The sequence below is a fragment of the Streptomyces ipomoeae 91-03 genome, from assembly GCF_000317595.1.
Taxonomy (GTDB): Bacteria; Actinomycetota; Actinomycetes; order Streptomycetales; family Streptomycetaceae; genus Streptomyces; species Streptomyces ipomoeae.
In genome coordinates this window covers 1-19,062 of the sequence record NZ_AEJC01000390.1, presented here as the reverse complement: position 1 = coordinate 19,062, position 19,062 = coordinate 1, and the positions used below count along the sequence as shown (strand labels likewise).

Genomic DNA, 19,062 nt, shown 5'->3' with positions numbered 1-19,062 from the left:
CACGTGCGTCCGCGTCGGGGCGGGGATCAGCGAGCGGGTGGGTTCTCACGGTGTCTTCCGATCTCTGGGGCCGGGGCGGAGCCGCGCGGGCGGGACCCGCGCGGCCGACGGTGGGGCGTCACTTCACGCCGACCACCATGTGGTCCGGTCCGTCGAGGTGACGTACGGTCACCTCGCGGAATCCCGCCTCCGTGAGCCAGGAACTGGCTTCGGCCCCGGTGTAACCAAGCCCCCCGGCGGAGGCCAGGGAGACGTTGAGGCTGGTCAGCATGCCCGTGGTGTGCTTCCTGCGGTCGTCGTCGATCAGCATCTCGTAGATGAGCAGGGAGCCCGACGGGGGAAGCGCCTCGTACGCCTTGCGGATCAGCATCTTCTTGATGTCGAGGTTCCAGTCGTGCAGGACATGGCCCATCACGATGACGTCGGCGGAGGGCAGCGGCTCGTGGAAGAAGTCACCCGCCACGAACCGCGCCCGACCGACGGCGGGCGAGTCGCCCAGGTAGGCCGCGAAGCTGTCGGCCACCTGCGGCAGGTCGAAGCCGGTGCCGTCGAGGTGCTCGTGCGCGGTCAGGATGTGCGCCAGGAAGGCGCCCTCCGCGCAGCCGACGTCCACCACCGAGCGCGCCGCGGACCAGTCGAACCTCGTGGTCAGCGCCAGGTGCGCACCGAGGCTGAACCCGGTCATGGACCGGACGAAACCGGTGACCTGCTCCGGGGTGGAGTACGCCTCGCCGAAGGTGTCGGCCGTGGGGTCGCCCTCCAGTAGAACCCCGCCGCGCACGGTCTCACGGCCGCCGTCGGCCGCCGCGGCCAGCGCCTCGTTACGGTTCAGCCGGCCTCCGCTGCGCACCGCGGCGGACAGCTGGGACCAAGCCGGGAAAGCGGAGTTGAGGTACTCCAGATAACCAGTGATGTCGGTGGCGGGGCGCTGGGGGTTCAGATAGGTGTCGGCGAGCGGGGTGTTCTGGTAGATGCCCTCGGCCGAGCGGTCCAGCAGGCCGACGGAAACCAGCGCGTCGAGAAGGTCCGGTGCGCCGCGGCCCTTCAGGGAGAGGTCGGCGCGGAGTTCGTCGGCGGTGCGCGGCTTCTCCGCGAGCGCGGCGAAGACCTTGAGTTCGACGGCGCTCAGGAGCGCCTTGGAGGTCCAGAAGGCGGTGGCGAGGGAGATGATGTCGTGCGGCGAGTGGGGGTGGGTGTGCTCGTTCACGGTGCGTTCCTCTGTTTGTGCCGGACAGCCGGGTACGCGTGGGCTCGGCCGGTGGGTGCCGTCGCGTCGTCGGCTGGCGCCGGGCAGGGGCGGTGGTGTACTGGGCGCGGGCGTGTCACAGCGCGGCCATGGCGTTGCCGAGGTAGTTGGGGAGCCGTACCAGCCGGTCCCAGAGCTCGTTCAGGTCCACGGGGTAGCTCTCCCGATAGCGGCGGGTCACGGCCTCCACCTCGGACCAGGTGCTCGGCATCCTGCCGTCGTTGTAGCGGGGCGCCAGCTGCTCGTAGAGCGTGGTGCCGGGACGCAGGAAGAGCTGGTTCAGCCCGAAGTAACCGGGCAGGTTCGTCGCCCAATCCAGCAACTCGCCGTTCTGGCAGGCGGGGTCGTCGGGCAGGCCGAGCAGGACAAAGGCGAACGGGGTGATACCGACGTCCTGCAACGTGCGCACCGCCGCGTCGGTCACACCGGGCTTGACCCGCTTGCCGACCGGTGTCTCGGCGATCCCGGGGGACTCGGCACCGAGCCACATGCCCTTGCAGCCGGCCTGCGCCCACTGCGCCACGTCCGTGCGCAGCACCACCTCGGCCCGGCTCTGTCCGGTCCAGCCGAGGCCCTGTCCGGTCAGGCTCCGGCACAGGTCCTGGTAGAAGGTGGGGTGGAGACCGAAGACATAGTCGAGGAAGAAGACGAAGTCGACGCCGCCTTCCCGCATGGCCGCGATCTCAGCGAGGGTTCGCTCGACGGGCTGCGGGCGCATACGGGTGCCGAAAGGCAGATGGCAGAAGGTGCAGCCGTACGTGCAGCCACGCACCCCCAGAACCATGCCGCACGAGCCGCGGCGCACCCGCCCGTCCATGAACACCTCGGCTGTGTAGGAGGTCAGGTCGAACAGGTCGTAGGCGGGCAGCGGCCACTGCTCGGGGGCGAGTTGCGGATAGGTGTCCACCAGCGGCATCACCGGCAGCGCGGGGCGGCCGGCGGTCAGGTCGCGTACGGCCTGGATGGCGGCGGAGTCCACCTCGCCGCGGGCGACGAAGTCGGCGCCCAGTTCGGCGAGGGTGGCCTCGGGCAGATGGGTGGCGTGCGGTCCGCAGGCGAGCACGGTCGCCCCCGGCCACTGCCGGCGGCTGCCCTCCACCAGCTCCCTGACCGGGTGCAGTACGAGGGGATAGCACTGGGCGCGGTCAGCGATGGCGGTGACGACGACCACGATGTCGGGGTCCGGGCCGGTGTCGGGCGGGGTGTCGGTGAGACGGTTGTCCCACACGGACACGCCGATGCCCTCGGCGCGCAGGGCAGCGCAGGCGTTGGCCACGTCGAGGGGGAGCTGAAGGAAGTCACGCTCGAATTCGTCGTCGGGAATGGCGAAACAGACGTGGGTCATGGGGACTCCCGGGCGGAATCATGGGCGCGTGCGGGCAGCGGCCTGGGACGGGGGCACGGGACGGGGCCCGGTCGCCGCCGGCTTTGCCGCGGTCGTGCCAGGGGGTGCGGGGGGAGGAAGGGGGGAGCGTTGGTGCGTACCGGCGCTCCGGTGTACGCGGACGGGTGACCGGAAGGTGCGCGGCGGGGAAGCACCGGTCGGGTCGCGGTGCTCGCCCTGGCACCGGGACCAGGGGGCGAAACGCCCGTCGGCCGACGTGCTCACCGCCGCCGACGGGGGCGCACTGGCCGTGTCAAGCGCCTCACCATCATCTCGAACCTCTTCTCGTCGTCGTGGATCAGGCCGTCGGCCAGGGGTGACCGGCACACGGGGGAGGGCCGGCTGGTGCCCCTTCCTGCGGGGCGGGAGCTGTGCGAGGACGGGATGTGGGAGCCCCGGCCGCACCCGGGCCACCTCCCCACCGCGAGCCTACGAAGATCATCCTGGGCTTCCCCAGCCCCTACGGCCCCTACGAACCCCTATCGCGCACCTGGGCGAGAGCCGACGCGGCCGTTCCGCGGCGAACCGAGCCGAGGGCACGGAGGCGAGTGCGAGGGTCTTGGAGAAGAGCCCGCCCGTGCACCCGTTGCCCGTCGGCGGGGCGCCGCGGAGTGCGGCGTGCGCTCCCCCTTGGCGATCCTCCAGCGCACGTCGGCGTACCCCCACAGCACGCGGCAGGCTGGTAGGGGATCGTAGGGGCCATAGGGGCTGGGGCAGCGGCTGACGATCTTCATAGGCTCGCGGGTGCGAGATGGCTCTTGTGCGGCCCGGCCGGCTTCGGACGACTCTTCCGGCCTCCGCCTGCGCCCTTGCCGCTGACGGGTGTCGCGGTGCCCGCACACCCCGTTCTCGCACAGCTCCCCACGCCGCGGGAGGGGGCGCCAACTGTCCTTCCCCGGCGTATCGATGGCCCGGTACCACGACGAGAAGAGGTTGAGACGATGGCTTTTGCCGAGAGCGAGTCCCTGGGCGTCGCGGTCGAGGCCGGCACCGCGACGGATCGCGGCGCCAGCCGGTACGAGATCCTCGACGGCCGTATGACGCCTCAGGACGTCGACGAGACGGTCCGCTCGGTACTACGCGGAGAGGGGGTGCCGCTTCGGGACCTCACGGAACCGGAGCCGGGTGGCCGCCTGATCGACCTGGACGGCACCCTCGTACAACTGCGCAGCCGACAGATCGCGGATGCGGCCCCGGACACCCTTGCCCCCATCGATCCCCCTGCCGGCCGTACCCAGGTGCTGCTCGCCGCCGCCGGACCGCTGTCCGGAAGGGCCGAGGCCGTCTTCGACCGCCTGGTCGAGGCGTTGACCCTGCGCGGCCGGTGCTACACGGCTGCGGAGATCGACTCCATCGTGGAGGGCATGCCGCTGGTCGCCCGCTACGCCACCGAGGAGCCGGCCTTCCGCGACTGGGCACTGATCTTCCGCGACCACTATGTGGAGAACAGCGTCGGTTTCCTGCTCGGCATGGAGCGCGCCGGAATCGACCGGGAGTGGATCTTCGCGCTGAACAAGGGTGACCGCACCCTGCACCGCGACCGCGTCCACGCCTGGTTTCTGCACCGTGGCTACCAGAGCGACACCCTGGACAACTCGGTGATCAACGGCTCGGCCGACACCACCGCGCGCGCGTACGCCCTGGCAGTCAACGAGCGGGTGGACGACTTCGTCCGCCGTGCACACGAGGCGGGCCGCAAGGTGCTGGTGGTCGACGACGGCGGCCTGCTCGCGCAAGGGTACGGAGCCGAAGGCATCCTCGACGAACGCATCGACGGCGCCCTGGAGTTGACCGTCAGCGGGCTGAAGCGCATCGCCGGTGCCCCCGGTGAACTGACCATCCCGGTGCTGAACATGGCGCGGTCGAGGCTGAAGAGCATGCTCGGCTACAACGAGATAGCCGACTCCTGCGTACGCCGGCTGCGCGCCGTCCTGCCCGGCGAGAAGTTCATCGGCCGCCATGTCCTGCTGCTGGGCTACGGCACGCTCGGCGCCCGGGTGGCGCACGCGCTGCGCGCGCTGGGCTGCAGGGTCGCCGTCGTGGACACGGACATCCTGGCGCTGATCACGGCCGCCGAACACGGGTACGAGACCTACACTGGCGCGGCTGAGGCACTGAGCGCCCACGCCCCCTTCCTGATCATCGGCAACACCGGCGAACTCGCCCTCACCCACGCCGATCTGCCGCTGCTGCCCGACGGGGTCCACCTCGCGGGCTTCGCCACCAAGGACTTCAGCCTGCTCAGCGAGGGGTTCGAGGGACTGCGGTCCACGGTGATCCCCCAGGTCGGCGTCCGCTACGCCCTGCCCACCGGCACCACGGCCACCCTGCTGGGCGACGGCCGCTCGCTCAACCTCTTCGAGTACGAGGGGATCGCCAACCGCGGCTACGACGCCTACCGGGCCGGCACGCTGATCACCGCGAAGACGCTGTGCCGCGAGGCCGGCCGGCTCGGGCCCGGCCTCCATCTGGAACCCGTGGACCGGGCGATCGACGAGGCGGGACTGTTCTCCGCCTACTACGAGGAGTACCTGGCCTCCGGCACCCGCCGCCCCGCCGCCCCGGCCGACACGGCCATGCCCGCCGCCCCGGCCCCGGTGACCCGATGACCCCCCGCGCGTTCGGCCCCCACGTGTGTGTGATCGGCTACGGGGCCGCCGGCCGGCTGCACCAACGGCTGCTGAGTGACCTCGGGTTCGACGTGAGCGTGGTCGATCCCGCCCCGGGCGTCCCGCCCACCGCGATCCCGGTCTTCGACCGGGCCGAGCAGGCCGCCCGCCACCGCCCCGTCGACGTCTGGTCGGTGTGCTCGCCGACCGCCACCCACGTGGCGACCGTGGCGGACGTGCTCGCCGTCGACCCCACGGCCCGGCTGCTCGTGGAGAAGCCGCTGTGCCGCACCTGGGAGATCCCCGAGCTGACCTCTTTGCTGGACCACCACCCCGATGCCCGTCTGGTGGTCATGGACCAGTACCGGCACTCCCAGGCGATGGCCCTGCTGCGAACACTGCGGCAGGAGCTGGCGCCCCGGCACGAGCTGCGGGCGGTCCGCGTCGGGTTCGGCAAGGACCGGCGGGCCGACATCGCGGCGGGCCGCTTCGTCGACCACGACTACGGCGTCTTCGGCTATGAGTGGCTGCACATGCTGGCCCTGGTGCGCGGCGTACTGCCGTCGGGGACGTACGACCGCTACATGTGCACCGGCCCCGAGGAGTGGGGCCTGCGGGTGGCGACCGACCCCGAACTGACCAGCACCGCGGCCCACGAGCAGGCCGTGGCCGACGGCGTGGACATCGAGCTGTACTCCACCATCGTCGGCTCCGACCCGTCCGGGCAGGTCACCGTTCCCACCTGGTTCAGCCTGCCCGCCGCGGCCGGGGAGAGCAGACAACGCCATGTCGAAGTGCTCACCGGGCCGGTGTGCTTCGAGCTGGACCTGGACCCGGTGACGCTGCCCCGGGGCACCCGGCTCCCGCGCAACACCCACCGGCTCGTGGTGCAGGGGCCAAAGCTGCGGCGCGAGTGGCTCATCCATGACTCGCCCCTGGACAACGCCCTGCGCTGGTCGGTCGCCGCGCTGCTGTCCCCGGCCGGGCCGCCCGGCCTCGACCTGCGCGGGGTGGCGCGCATCGGCCTGCTCGCCGATACCGCCCACCCCGCTGCCCGACCCTCCTCGGTCCGCACCGAGCTGCGCACGTGAGCCCGCTGCGCCTCTGCCTGGTGGTGCCCGCCGGCCCCGTCGACCGGTTCGTCGTCCGGGTCCCGCTGGACGTCCTGGCGGCCGCGGCCGGGCTCCGTGCCGACGGCCACGAGGTCACCGTATGGGACCAGCGCCTTCCGGATACCCCCCCGGTCACGGAAGACCCCGACCTGCTGGTGGTCTTCACAGCCGGCGTCGGCCGCGCCCGGCGCTACCCCCTGGACCTGGCACCGGTCCGGGCCGCCACCGACCGTGCCCGGCTGCGGTTCCCGGGCGCCCCTACCATGGCGGTCGGCCCGCACGGCACCCACCTGCCGGGAGCCACTCTGCTCGACCTGGCAGTGGACCACGTCGCAGTCGGCAAGGCCGGCTCGGCGACCGTGCACGGCGTACGCGACCTCGGGGCGGGGATCGCCGCACCCGTCCTCTACGGCGACCTGCCACGGCCCGCCGCACCCGTGACCGTGGTGGGCAACCATCCCCGGCCCTACCCGGACCTCGACCAGGACCGGTGGCCGATGCCCGCATACGACCTGGTGCCCCTGGAGCGGTACACAGCGGAGGTGGTCGTGGACGGCGTACCGCGGCCGGGGCCAGCGGGCACGGTGCTGGCCACGCACGACGACACGTTCGACCATCCCCCGTTCGGTGCCGGGCCGCGGACCCGGTCGGTCGACCGGGTCGTCGCCGAGGTAGCGGCACAGCGGGCTGCCGGTCTGCCGTCCCAGTCCTTCCTGGACTCGGTTTTCGGCATCGACACGTCGTACTACGGAGTGATCTGCGAGCGGCTGCGCGGCCAGGGCATCGACTGGGTGGCCCGGACGAGCGCCGAGACCGTGCTGAGGACCGACGTCACCCGGTGGGCCGAGGCGGGCTGCCGGGGCATGTGGCTGCGGGCCGAGCCGCCCTCGGGGGCCGACGCCGGGCAGCCGTTCCGGGACGCGGTGCTGAAGCTGCGCGACGCGGGTATCATCCCGTTCGCCTCCGTGCTGATCGGGCTGCCGCGCGACGCAGCCCGCGTGCCGGACCGGCTGGTCGACTGGGCGGCAAAACTCCCCGCCCGGTTCGGGCTCGACCTGGTTTCCCCGCGCCCCGGTACACCGCTGTACGACAGGCTCGCCCCGGGCCTCAACGGCGGTACGGCGCCCGCGACCTGGCAGGAGGTCAGGGAGGTGACCCGGCGGTACCGGGCGGACTACCCGGCCGACCTCGATGACCTGGAGCGTCGGCTCACCGCGCTCCCCAACCACCTGGCCGACGCCACGGCCCTGACTGGATGAGAGGTTTTGTGCTGACGTTCGGAGTGATCGGCTGCGGGTCGATCGGCGGCTTCCTGGCCCGGCTGCTGACCCGCGAGGACAAGGAACTGGCCGACAGGGCGCGGCTGGCCGCGGTCGCCGGCCGGAACCCGGCGCGGGTCGGCGCGTTGGCGGCCGAGGTGCGCTGCGGGGCGACCGACGTGGCGGGGCTGCTGGCCCGGCGGGACGTGAACGCCGTACTGGTGTGCACCCCGAGCGGCACCCATGCGCGGCTGGCCGAGGAGGCACTGCGCGCCGGCAAGCACGTGCTGGTGGAGAAGCCCGTCGACGTGACGCCGCAGACCGCAGACCGGCTGATCTCCGTGGCCCGGGAGGCGGGACGGACGCTCGGTGTGGTGTCTCAGCACCGCTTCGACCCGGCCGCCCGGCTGGCCCGTACGGCGATCACATCCGGGCGGCTGGGCCGGATCACCAGCGTCATGACCGAGCTGGCATGGTGGCGCGGTTCCGCGTACTACTCCTCCGGCACCTGGCGCGGCACGCCGGCCCTGGACGGCGGCGGAGCGCTGATGAACCAGGCGATCCATGCCGTGGACCTGGTGCAGTGGCTGGCCGGGCCGGTGGTGGAGGTGGCCGCGCACACCGCGCGACTGGCCCACCCCGGTATCGAGGTGGAGGACGTGGCGACGGCCAGTCTGCGCTTCGCGAACGGCGCCCTGGGCACCCTGCTCGCCACCACGGCCGCCTACCCGGGGCGCACCGCCCGGACGGCCGTGAACGGGGACCGGGGGTCCGTGGTCATCGACGACGACGAACTCGCCTATCTGCACCTTGCCCGGCACGGCGAGGACGCGCCCGCGTACGGAGCGTTCGGTGCCGCCGACCAGTCCGCCGACTACGCGGCGGCGCTGGTGCGGGACCCTGCCCGGGACGCCTCGGGTCTGCTGTACCAGCCGCACCGGGACCAGCTCCTGGACTTCTGCGACGCGGTGCGGGAGGGACGGCCCCCGCTGGTGGACGGGGCGGCAGGACGGCAGGCGGTGGCCGTGGTGACGGCGATCTACGCATCCGCCAGGACCGGCCGACCACAGCGGGTGGACACCGGAACTCCTGCGGGGATCCGCGGTACCCCTCGCTTCACCAAGGAATCACCGAAGGGCGACCAGCAGACGACCAAACAGTGATCACGGGAAGGCAAAGCCGGGAAACGGCAGGGTTCGCCTCGCACGGTCGCCCCTGCCTCGCCGATGGCGCACGCAAGGCGGCATTCCCGCAGGAAGCAGACATGGAATACACGGAGAATCTCCACACGGGAGACCCGCATGCGACGCCCTCGCGCTCACACCGTTGAACACCATCACGTGCAGCACTTCACCAGCCGCCCCCTTTCCTTCTCCATGCCCACGTAAAGCACCTGGAAAGATTCTGAATCGCGATCCGACACCCCACCTGACCAGTCCTACACTTGATCAACGACGGACGGGGGTTGCTCGCCGCCCGGGAGGAAGGATCCGGGCGGCTCCATGCACCTGAACAGGACGGTATGATGCGAACAGAAATCCGCGATTTATTTCTGACGCCGTTCGATGACCCCATCAATCTGATCAACCAGCGTGGCGGAATTTTCATCCTGCAAGGAGGTCCAGGAACTGGAAAAACTTTCTATCTGGAAGAGGCAAAAAGGCTGGCCATTGCCTCGGATTTCTTATGTCTGCACGCCACGGGGTTTCGCGAAGAACATGAAATCCCCTTTTCTGCCTTCGAGCAGTTCATTCACGTTCCGGGGATTCCCGACACCGTACGGTCGGCCGTGTGGCGGCTCGTGCGACGTACGGCGTCCGCCACCCCGTCCGGCCTCGCCCCCGCACGCCTCCTGCAGGACCTCTTCTCCGCGCTGGTCGCGGCGGCGAAACACACCGGGATGGTCATCCTCATCGACGACGCCCAGTACCTGGACGCGGACTCGCACTCCTGTCTGCTCTATCTCGCCCGCCGCGCCCAGTCCCACAACATCACCATGATGGTGGCCTACCCGCCCGATGCCTTCTGCGACGGCATCGGTGACCGGCTGGACCTCCTCGGACTCCCCGGCGCCTGTCTGCTCAAGGCCACCAGCCTGAGGGAAAACGATGTCAGGACGCTGCTGGAGCGCGGGCTCGGTGCCGAGAGGGCCACACGGCTGGCTGCGCCGGTGCACCGGATCAGCGGCGGCAACCCCGCCCTGGCCGCAGCACTGGTCCGCGACCTGCGCGTGGCCGGAGGCATCGAGCCCGAAACGCCGGTCCCGGTCGGGGACGCCTTTCGGACCGCCTACCTCGCCGGTCTGGCCCGCCACCCGTGTCTTGCGAAGACCGTCCAGGCCCTCGCCGTGCTGGGTGACGACGCGACCCCGGCACGGGCCGCCCAGTTGCTGGAGAGCTGCCCCCATGAGACGGCGAAGCACATCGCGGCACTCGAATGCGCGGGCTTCCTCGGTGAGGGCGGCTTCCGGCATCCGGCCGTGCCGGGCGCCGTCCTGGGCATGCTCGGCGCCGAACTGGCGAGCCTGCACCGGCGGGCCGCCGCGCTGCTCGTCGCGGAGGGGGCACCGGCCCTCGCCGTCGCCCAGCACCTGCTGGCCGCGCAGGAGCGACCCGACGCATCCCTTGTGCCGGTGCTGCGACGTGCCTGGCAGCAGCTGCTCGTGGCCGGGCAGACGGACCGGGCGCTCGCCTGTCTACGCCTGGCCGACCAGGCCGAACTCGGGGAAGAGCAGCGCGCCGAAATCACTGCCGAGTTGGTCCACACACTGGTCTGGGTCAATCCCCTGGCGGCGGAGCCCGAGGTGGGCCGGCTGCTGGCCGCGGCGCGCGCCGGGCGAGCCGACTGCCGTGCGCTGCGCCTCCTCGTCGCCTGGCTCCTCTGGTTCGGCCGGCGCGATCGGGCACGGGAGGTGCTGGTTCAGCTGGTCGAGACCTGCGACCCGTCCCACGCGGACGACGAGAAACGGGCCCTGTCCGCCCTGATCGGCTGCCTGTGGCCGGAAGTGCTCGGCGACCCCGCGGTACGCGGCTACTTCCGCACCGCCCAGGACAGCTCCCTTGCCCCCCGGTACGGTGCGACGGCGATACCTCCGTCTCGCACCGCGGTGGTCCACTCCGGCCGCCTGCGGTGCCTTCTGTCGCCCGTGGCCGCCATGGAGTGGAACGACGATCACGAGGCCACCGGGCGGCGGGCCGCCTCGGCAGACATAGACGCTCGGCCGTTCTGGAAACTGGATCTCGCGGCCGTACTGGAACTGGTGCAAGAGGGTGAGACAGCCCTCGCCGACCGGCTCTGCGAGGAGAAGCGTACCCGCCTGCCCGCGGACGAGTTCCCCGCCCGGCACGCGTTGCTGGCCGCTCTGCGCGGCCACGTCCGAGGGAACCTGGGAGACCCGCGTACGGCCTCGGAGTGTGCCCAGGCGGCCTTGGCACTGCTGCACGAGCAGGGCTGGGGCGTCGCTGTCGGCCTGCCCCTGTCGGTCCTGATCTCCGCCCACACCCTCATGGGCGATCCGAGCCGGGCGGCCCGCTACCTGGAACGACCCGTCCCGGACGAGATGTGGGACTCGTCGTTCGGCCCGCTGTACCGCATCGCCCTCGGCTGCTACCTCCTGGAGACAGGCCGTCCGGACATGGCGTTGAACGAGTTCATCGCCTGCGCCCCGAAGGGCGAAGACCGATCGGCCGACCCCCTCGGCTGCTCCGGCTGGCGCGCCCACGCCGCAGAGGCGTATCTGGCCCTCGGCGAGCCGGAGCAGGCCCGACGGATGGCCGACGCGGAACTCCTGCAGGGCGACCGGCCGACCGACGCCCGAGGTCGAGCCCTGCGGATCCTGGCCGTGGTCGACGCCCCCGAGCAGCGCAGGGCTCATCTGGAGGAGGCGGAGCGCACCCTGCGCGGGGCGCACAGCCGTCTCCCGCTCGCCCAGGTACTGGCCCAGCTCAGCCAGGTGGACCTGGCGGACGGTCACACCCGTACCGCGCGGGCCCGCTGGAAAGAGGCGCTGAGCCTGGCCGCCACATGCGGCGTACCCCATCGGTTACGGCCTCCCGCGAGCCCACTCGACGAGCCGTTGGCCCCGCCCCAGCCGGCCTGGGCGGAGGGCGGACAGCCGGCGGCGACCGGTCCGGCGCCGAGGCACACCACTGGCGCCGGGGGTCTGACGGAGGCCGAGTGGCGGGTTGCCTCGCTGGCCGCAGCGCGCAGGTCGAACCGGCAGATCGCCGCCCAGCTGTACATCACAGTGAGCACGGTGGAGCAACATCTGACCCGTGTGTACCGAAAACTCTCGGTCCGCCGCCGGTCGGACTTGCCCGGCCTGCTGGGACTCCAGTCGTAAGAGGGAGATCAGACCGGTTTCGTCTTCTAGTCGACCAAGCCCGAGCACCACGGTGCACCCCGTGGGTCGGCTCGACTGCGGAATGTGGAGCCTGCTCGCGCGGTGGGAAGGTATGACTCGCCGTGCCGCCACCTGAACACGATGCCGAGCCGCGGCGCCGGGTCCGTGAGGAACACCGCGAGCCCGACTACTTCTTCTTGGAGCATCATGGTGTCGCCCCAAGGGTGAAGTTTCCCCCTGGTGCTACTTCCTCTGGAACCCAGATTGCAGTCTCCGGGTGTCCACGATCAAGGGGAAGCTTCCTCGGCCCCTCGGCCCCTCGGCCCCTCGGCTCTCGGCTCTCGGCTCTGCGGCCACCACGTACACGATCCTGTTGGTGTCGGACGAGCAGCGCGGGCGTAGTCCCCTGGAACTGCTCGACCGCAGCGACTCCGGGTCCTGCATCATCCTCTACCTGTACCCCTTGGGCCTCGCCGGCCGCAGGGCGATGGCGCTGCGGGCGCGGGCCTCCGCACAACAGGCCCTGGTGGTGGACCCGGCCGTCTTCGGATGGGTCGCGGCGCGCTCGCCACGGTCGTTCCGGGCTCTGCAGCGCGTGACGCTGCCCTGGACCGGTTTCAACCCGTACACGCCGTTCGTAGCCGGGCTCGTGCCCCCGGAGGTCTTCTACGGCCGGACCCGGGAGATCGCGGCGGTAAAGGACCGGCTGGGTGCTCTCTTCCTGTATGGCGGACGCCAGTTGGGCAAGTCAGCGCTGCTGCGGAAGGTGGAGGCCGACTTCCTCTCGACTCCCGACCACAAAGCCGTCTACCTGGACCTGAAGGCACGCGGGGTAGGCGAGGCGGAACCCGCCGACCGGATCTGGCCTGTGCTGGCCTCGGAGTTCAAGCGCGTGGGGGTGCTGGGGCCGAAGGTGTCCACGGCCGTGCCGCCCGGCGAACTGCTGGAGCACGTGCGCCGCTGGCTCGAGGAGAACCGCGAGCGGCGGGTACTGGTCCTCGCCGATGAGGCGGACGCCTTCCTGACCGCCGATTCCAAGGCGGTGCGCGGCAGCGGCGGCGAGGGCACCTTCGCCAACGTGGCGCGGCTCAAGGGGTTGATGGACAGCACCGACCGGCGCTTCAAAGTGGTCTTCGCGGGTCTGCACCAGGTGCAGCGGTTCAGTCGGCTGTCCAACGTGCCTCTGGCGCACGGCGGTGAAGAGCTGATCGGCCCGCTCAAGCCGGCCGAGGCACAGCGCCTGGTGGTCGAGCCGATGGCGGCCTTCGGTTATCGCTTCGAACGCCCGGAACTTGTCTGGCGGGTGCTGGCGGCGACCAACTACCAGGCATGCCTGGTGCAGATCTTCTGCGAGCGCCTGGTCACCGCGCTGCGGGAGAAGCCGCTCGGTTCGGCGCAGTGGCCGGTCCCGATCACCGAGGACGATGTACGGGCCGTGACAGGTTCGCCGGAAGTGCACCGGCACATCGCCGAGCGGCTGCGGCTGACCATCAATCTGGAGGACCGGTACCGGGTGCTCGCCCTGGTGATCGCGCTGCGCAGCCAGGCCGACGGTTTCCAGCGCGGCTACGACGCCGACGAACTGCTCCACGAGGCCAAGCGGAACTGGCCGGAGGGCTTCAGCCGACTGACCGCCAGTGACGTGAGGATCTGCCTGGAGGAGATGGTGGGTCCCGGCCTGCTGATCCAGCAGGCCGACCGTCGGCACTACGCGGTGCGCAGCCCCAACGTGGTGCACATGCTCGGCACCCGCGAGGACCTCGAACTGGAGCTGCGTCAGACGGAGTTCAGCCTCCCCTACGACTACAACCCGCGGTTCTCCCGTAGGCTGCTCGGATCGGTCGAGCGGTCCGGCGCGAACCGGTACAGTCCGCTCACCGAGCAGCAGTTGTACGAGGCGACCAGTCCGGGCCTGACCCTGGTCTGCCTGACGAAGGCCCACGGCCCGGAGCTGATGGAACCGGCGGTCCGCTCGTGCGCCGACGCACGTGGCCTCACCGTGCACACCGCCGCCCCGGGAACACTCGTGGACGTGCTCACGCAGGACACACGCAGCAAGGACCCCAGCGTGGTCTTCGCCGATCTGCGCTACTGCGGACTGGAGACACTCGACCGGACGCTGGATCGGCTGCATCAGCACACGGCCCGCGGCAAGACGGCGCCGCCACGCGCAGGGATCGTCCTGGTCGATCCGCTGGCACGGGACGCTCTCAAGAACAAGCGGGTCACCCAGGTGCTGCGGCCGGAGCGGTGGAATGCCGACAGTCTGCGGGCCTGGCCCGAGTGCCCGTTCGACACCCCTGACAAGCGGCGTCGGCTGACCGAGGCCACCGGCGGCTGGCCCAGCCTTGTGGAGCGCACCGTGGACTACGCCACCCGAGGCGGGTTCACTCTGGAGGCGGCCGTGGAGGCGATCCAGGCCCAGTACGCCCAGGAGGTGGTCGCCCGCAACCACCTCGACCGGGCCGAACTCACCCCGGACATGCGAGGTCTGCTGGCCGAGTGGGTGCGGTACGTCGAACCCGGCGAGGGGTGCAACCACGGCGACATCGCTGCCGTGACCGGCCTCGACCTGGCTGAGGTCCGCTCGTTCACCGACCGGCTCGCCGACCACGGCGTACTGGACGACGGCGAGGACGGATACGCGCTGGACCTCGTCACGTTCCGCGCGCTCACCACGGTGGGGAAGGAATCGTGATCGGCGAAGCCACCGCCGACGGTACCTCCCTGCCGGGGATCAAGGTATGGCTTGCTCGTCTCCTGGATGATCTGCACAGCGGGCGCAGCTGCCTGTGGCTGCTTCCTCGGAGCATGCTGAAGGATGCCGGCAACCGAGCCGACCGGCTGCTCGACGATGTATTGCACGAACTCGCCGACTTCCTGCTGCTGCCCTCGGACGAATCCCCTGCCTCGGCCTCCGCACTCTCCCTGCCGTCGGCCAGGCCGACCGGGGGCCGGTGGACGGGCCTGGCTCCTGTGCCCGGCTTCGACGACGGGTTGCCGGACCTGCCCACTGCACAGAGTCCTGCGCGCCTGGAGCCGGAGCCACCGACGCCTCCCACCTCGGCCGAGGCACTGGCGGGCCTGCTGGAGCGGCTCGCCAAGGAGCTGGGCTTCAGCGATGGCGCGGACACCGCCGGCTCGGACCCGACCGGCGATGTACTGGCCCGGCTCACCGGTCGCGGCACCGGCACCGCCGAGACCCGTCCGGTGGTCGTACGGGCCTGGCGCGAGCCGGTGCCGTCCGCCGCTGCCCACCTGCTGCGTCGGTTGGCGGCCACGGTCAAGGAGGCGGGTCTCCCCCCGGATCGGCGCCCCAGAGCCCTCGTCGTCGCCTCCACCGAGGACCTTCCGACGGGCCTGCCCGATCAGCTGCCCCGGGAGGACATCGCGGTGCACTGGTGGTGGGGCGCCACAGGCCGCCTTGACACCGCCACGGTCGTCGCGCTGGCGCGTCCGCCGCTGGCTTCTCCGACGGAGCGCGGTCACCTGCACGAAGCGGTCGCCCAGGCCACGATCACCGAAGTGTGCGGCCCGTTCCTCATCATCGCCGCCGCCCTGGCCAGTCGCTGGGACGATGGAAGCCCTGAGAGTCTGTCGTCGGCGCTCCACGACGTGATCGCGGATCTGCCCGGACCGGCGGCCATCCCGCCGCAGCGGGCGGAGGGCACCCGGCATCCCGGCCGCCGCCCCGACGAGAGGCTGCTCGCCGCGTGGAACGCCGGCACCGTCGACAGCTGGGACGGCAGACTGCGCCGCCACCCCGGTTACGACCTCATGCACGAGCAGGCGGTGGCCGCCCGGGTATGGCTGGCGCAGAACCACGTGCTGCTGCCGCTGCTGGACGACGCCAGAGACCAGTTCACCACCACCGTCCGACTGCGTGCCCGGGTCCCGCTGGCCCGACTCGCACAGGACTACGGCCCGCGCCTCGAACCCGGCGCGGCTCCGGAACCAGCCGACTCCGCCGTCGCCATGATGGAACTGGGCGCGATGTGGAGCGCGCACTGCGATGGCGCGATCACCCTCAGCTCCTCCGAGCGTCGTCGGCTGCGCATCCTGCGTGAGGCCCGCAACCTCCTCGCCCACCGCGTCCCCCCTCGACAGTGACCGGCTCCGCCGCCTGGTCGAGGAACTGTGTCGGTGACGAAAGGCAAGGGCCGACCCGGCGCAGATCCATCTGCGAGCAGATCAAGACCCTGAAGAAGAAGACCGCCGAACCGACGCGGGCCAACGAGATCCTGAACTCAGCAGACAGCGTCAAACAGCCTCTGTGTCAGCCTCGTATTCGAAGCCGACGCGGAGGCCGAAACGCCGCCCCGAGACCGCCCTTATGATCGCAGGGCAGCATCCCAGAAAGCCTCACCGCCCGAGCGGTCAGTAGTGGTAACGAGCCGCGAGGATGACGATCTCTTTGTCCGTCACCAGGTAGACGAGGCGGTGCTCATCGTCGATCCGTCGCGACCAGGCCCCGGGCAAGTGGTACTTCAGCGGCTCGGGCTTGCCGATCCCCGTGAAGGGGTCCCGCTTGACGTCCTCGATGAGCTTATTGATCCGAGCAAGCATCTTGCGGTCGTTCTTGAGCCAGGACGTGTAGTCCTCCCAGCCCTGATCCTCGAAGACGAGCCTCACTCAGCACCCTCGCGTGCCCCATCCGGCGAGTCGGGGTCGATCAGCTCTCGCTCGGACACGTTGATGTTGGCCAGGGCGTTCTCGTACGCCTTGAGCAGTCGGCGAGCGTTCGCCGGAGAGCGCAGGAGGTACGAGCCTTCGCGCAGCGCTGCATAATCCTCGGCCGAGACGAGCACGGCATTGCCGTGCTTGGAGACGATCTCGATGGCCTCGTGGTTGTCGTTGACCTTCTTGATCAGCGGAAAGAGAGCCTTGCGGGCTTCGCTCGCAGTTATGGACATGACCTACCCCTTTCCAACGGTGGTACGGAATAACGTACCACTTTCACCGCTCACGGGCAGAGCAGACGCCTGGCGAAGGATCAACCCCCAGCGCTGCCCCAGCACGGGAAACAGCAAGGGCCGGCCCCCGGCGGGCCGACCCTTGCCGCCTCAGCACTTGACAAAGCACCTAGCGGAAAGCGACCACCCGATCACACATTGAAGCGGAACGTTTAGTGCAGAGCTCCCACCTGCGGAAACGCACCTTGTCAGCCAGCTGGTCAGCACAGAATCAGCACCGGCCGAACAGGTCAGCGTCGAACACCTCTGCGCCTATGCAGCCTGGATGCAGGAACCCGGGCTTGCCGCCTCTTCGGGCTGAATCCCGGTGTCGAGGGGCACGGGTCGCATGGCGTTCTGCAGGACCTCTCGGCAGCGACGCCAGGCGCGGGGTACGAGGTGTCCGTAGATGTCGACCGTGGCCTTGACCGACCGGTGCCCCAGCCAGCGCGAGACCTCGTGGACCGGGACACCGTGGGCCAGGGCGATCGAGGCGAAGAAGTGCCGCAGGCTGCGAGGCGTGTACTTTGCCTTGCCGTCCGCATCGACCAGGCCGGCCAACCGGCATGCCTTCTTGAAGTGGTACCCGTAGATGGAGGCGGTCGGCATCGCGCCCTTGCCACGCTGGCGCGGGGCGAAGAACACCTCAAGCCGCCGTCGCTTGCCCTTCCGCCCGGTGAAGACCACGGGCACCGGAGCCCACCGCGCCAGGTGAGCATCGATCTCCTGATCGATGAACGGGGCGGTCGGAACGTCCCGGTACTCGCCCTCCACTCGGTTCTTGCAGGGCACGAACGCGGTGCGGCAGTCCGCTCGGTGGGCCTTGGCACTGACCTGCCAGCGGATCCGAACGAAGCCGGTCCGCCGGCACTCGCTGGAAAAGGCCAGGGCTTCACTGGGTCGCAGGCCGGTGCCCGACTGCAGGTAGACAGTGAGCCGGTACTGCGGTGCGATGTGCTTGGCGATCAGATCGACTTCGCCCGGTGTGGGAATCTCGTCCTCGTCGACCGCGAGCGGCCTCGCCCGCGATATCCGCACGCCCCGTGCGGGATTGTCCGGGATGCGTTTGTCGACGACAGCCGCCTCCAGCATGGCGGCCACCATCACCATGCGGTCATTGACCGTGGAGGCCGCCAGCCCCGCACCGGAGGCGTACACGTCCTTGGCGAACCTCTCAAAGTCGCGTCGCGCCAGTCCGGCCAGGGTCTTCTGCCCCAGGCGTGGCACGAGGTGCTTGCGGATAAACCCCTCATAGTTGCGGCGTGTCGACTCCGCGATGGCCCGGCCGTCCAGCCACTCCCGAGCCCAGACCGACAACGGCAGCGCCCCGCGCACAGGATCGAAGGCAACACCTGCCTCCTTGTCGTTCTCGACACTGACGGCGAAAGCGTCCGCACCATCCGGACCCACCCTCCGCGGAAAGGACCTCTCCCACTGCCGCCCTCGCCTGCCGCCCGGCTCCCGGTATCGCACCGTCCACCCATGCCGGCACCCTGGGCGCTCGCAGGGATAGTTCCGGTCCCGGACATCCCGCTTGCACTTCTGAAAGACACTCGCCACCCAAGCCCCCGATCCTTCGCCTCGCCCGTGCTCGAAACCGTGCACCGCCACCCCACAGCCGAGCAAGACATTCATTACCAATCCGCTCTTTTCGACGAATGTGGACCCACCCTGCCTCGCAGCCCCGCGGGCCATCGAGTCGGCGAGGCCCTCCTCACTGGATGCGCTCACGCCCTCCGCGCTCGTCGGCACGTGATCCACGCATCAGCATCGAAGGCCATACCGCGCTATGGTTGACGTATGGCTACCAAGAAGGTGACTATCACTCTCGACGAATCCCTGGTCGAAGCCCTGGCCGGAGCCGCCGAGGAAGAAGGCATCCCACTCTCCCGCCTCGTCGCCGGAGCAGCCGAACGCGAGCTGCGCCTGCGGGCTGGCCGGGCCGTAATCCAGGAGTGGCAGGCAGAGCACGGCGCCTTCACCCTGGAAGAGCTCGCCGCCGCCCGCGCGGACCTTGCCGCCGCCGACGCCGAGTACCTCAGTAGCTCGGGAGCCTCGGCCGCGTGAACATCCCCTACTTGTACGACGCCGGAGTCCTCATCGCCATCGACAACGACGACCGACGCATGTGGGCCCGCCACAGCCTGGCCCTGGACGA

13 protein-coding genes are annotated in these 19,062 nt (G+C 70.4%); 8 read left to right on the top strand and 5 right to left on the bottom strand.

What is annotated here, in order from left to right; all coding sequences use genetic code 11:
* Positions 1-118: 118 nt before the first annotated feature.
* Together STRIP9103_RS25115 and STRIP9103_RS25110 are read right to left on the bottom strand one after the other, a co-directional pair.
* On the bottom strand, positions 119-1,207 hold the full coding sequence (locus tag STRIP9103_RS25115) for a methyltransferase (RefSeq protein ID WP_009321745.1): 1,089 nt from the start codon (positions 1,205-1,207) through the stop codon (positions 119-121).
* A 115-nt stretch (positions 1,208-1,322) separates the two neighbouring features.
* A complete protein-coding gene (locus STRIP9103_RS25110; RefSeq protein ID WP_009321756.1) occupies positions 1,323-2,591 on the bottom strand; it encodes a B12-binding domain-containing radical SAM protein in 1,269 nt (422 codons plus the stop codon).
* A gap of 980 nt (positions 2,592-3,571) precedes the next feature.
* Here STRIP9103_RS25110 and STRIP9103_RS25105 point away from each other — a divergent pair.
* From STRIP9103_RS25105 to STRIP9103_RS25075, 7 genes are all read left to right on the top strand, one after another.
* The gene (locus STRIP9103_RS25105) at positions 3,572-5,239 is read left to right on the top strand and encodes an NAD-binding protein (protein WP_009321747.1); all 1,668 of its coding nucleotides are present in this window, start codon (positions 3,572-3,574) and stop codon (positions 5,237-5,239) included.
* The gene (locus STRIP9103_RS25100; protein ID WP_048820939.1) at positions 5,236-6,330 is read left to right on the top strand and encodes a Gfo/Idh/MocA family oxidoreductase; all 1,095 of its coding nucleotides are present in this window, start codon (positions 5,236-5,238) and stop codon (positions 6,328-6,330) included. Before STRIP9103_RS25105 ends, STRIP9103_RS25100 begins: the two co-directional genes overlap by 4 nt.
* Positions 6,327-7,610, top strand: coding sequence for a B12-binding domain-containing radical SAM protein (locus STRIP9103_RS25095; protein ID WP_234022285.1), 1,284 nt, complete (start codon positions 6,327-6,329; stop codon positions 7,608-7,610). Before STRIP9103_RS25100 ends, STRIP9103_RS25095 begins: the two co-directional genes overlap by 4 nt.
* 8 nt (positions 7,611-7,618) lie before the next feature.
* Positions 7,619-8,773 carry a Gfo/Idh/MocA family protein gene (locus STRIP9103_RS25090; protein ID WP_009321760.1) on the top strand — a complete coding sequence of 385 codons (1,155 nt, stop codon included), beginning with the start codon at positions 7,619-7,621 and terminating at the stop codon, positions 8,771-8,773.
* 359 nt (positions 8,774-9,132) lie between these two features.
* Positions 9,133-11,952: a helix-turn-helix transcriptional regulator gene (locus STRIP9103_RS25085; protein WP_078614034.1), complete on the top strand. Its 2,820-nt coding sequence runs from the start codon at positions 9,133-9,135 to the stop codon at positions 11,950-11,952.
* Between the two features lie 277 nt (positions 11,953-12,229).
* A complete protein-coding gene (locus STRIP9103_RS25080) occupies positions 12,230-14,650 on the top strand; it encodes an ATP-binding protein (RefSeq protein ID WP_009321770.1) in 2,421 nt (806 codons plus the stop codon).
* Positions 14,647-16,062: a serine/threonine-protein kinase gene (locus STRIP9103_RS25075; RefSeq protein ID WP_009321754.1), complete on the top strand. Its 1,416-nt coding sequence runs from the start codon at positions 14,647-14,649 to the stop codon at positions 16,060-16,062. Before STRIP9103_RS25080 ends, STRIP9103_RS25075 begins: the two co-directional genes overlap by 4 nt.
* Positions 16,063-16,329: 267 nt before the next feature.
* Here STRIP9103_RS25075 and STRIP9103_RS25070 read toward each other — a convergent pair whose 3' ends face one another.
* The 3 genes from STRIP9103_RS25070 to STRIP9103_RS25060 form a co-directional block, all read right to left on the bottom strand.
* Positions 16,330-16,584 carry a Txe/YoeB family addiction module toxin gene (locus tag STRIP9103_RS25070; RefSeq protein WP_009321768.1) on the bottom strand — a complete coding sequence of 85 codons (255 nt, stop codon included), beginning with the start codon at positions 16,582-16,584 and terminating at the stop codon, positions 16,330-16,332.
* A complete protein-coding gene (locus STRIP9103_RS25065) occupies positions 16,581-16,865 on the bottom strand; it encodes a type II toxin-antitoxin system Phd/YefM family antitoxin (RefSeq protein WP_009321750.1) in 285 nt (94 codons plus the stop codon). Before STRIP9103_RS25065 ends, STRIP9103_RS25070 begins: the two co-directional genes overlap by 4 nt.
* A gap of 312 nt (positions 16,866-17,177) precedes the next feature.
* Positions 17,178-18,665, bottom strand: a complete 1,488-nt coding sequence (locus STRIP9103_RS25060) for a tyrosine-type recombinase/integrase (protein ID WP_009321752.1) — start codon at positions 18,663-18,665, stop codon at positions 17,178-17,180.
* 39 nt (positions 18,666-18,704) lie between these two features.
* Here STRIP9103_RS25060 and STRIP9103_RS25055 point away from each other — a divergent pair, with 39 nt between their 5' ends.
* Complete coding sequence (locus STRIP9103_RS25055; protein ID WP_009321758.1) at positions 18,705-18,971, top strand: hypothetical protein; 267 nt, start codon at positions 18,705-18,707, stop codon at positions 18,969-18,971.
* Positions 18,972-19,062 lie beyond the last annotated feature (91 nt).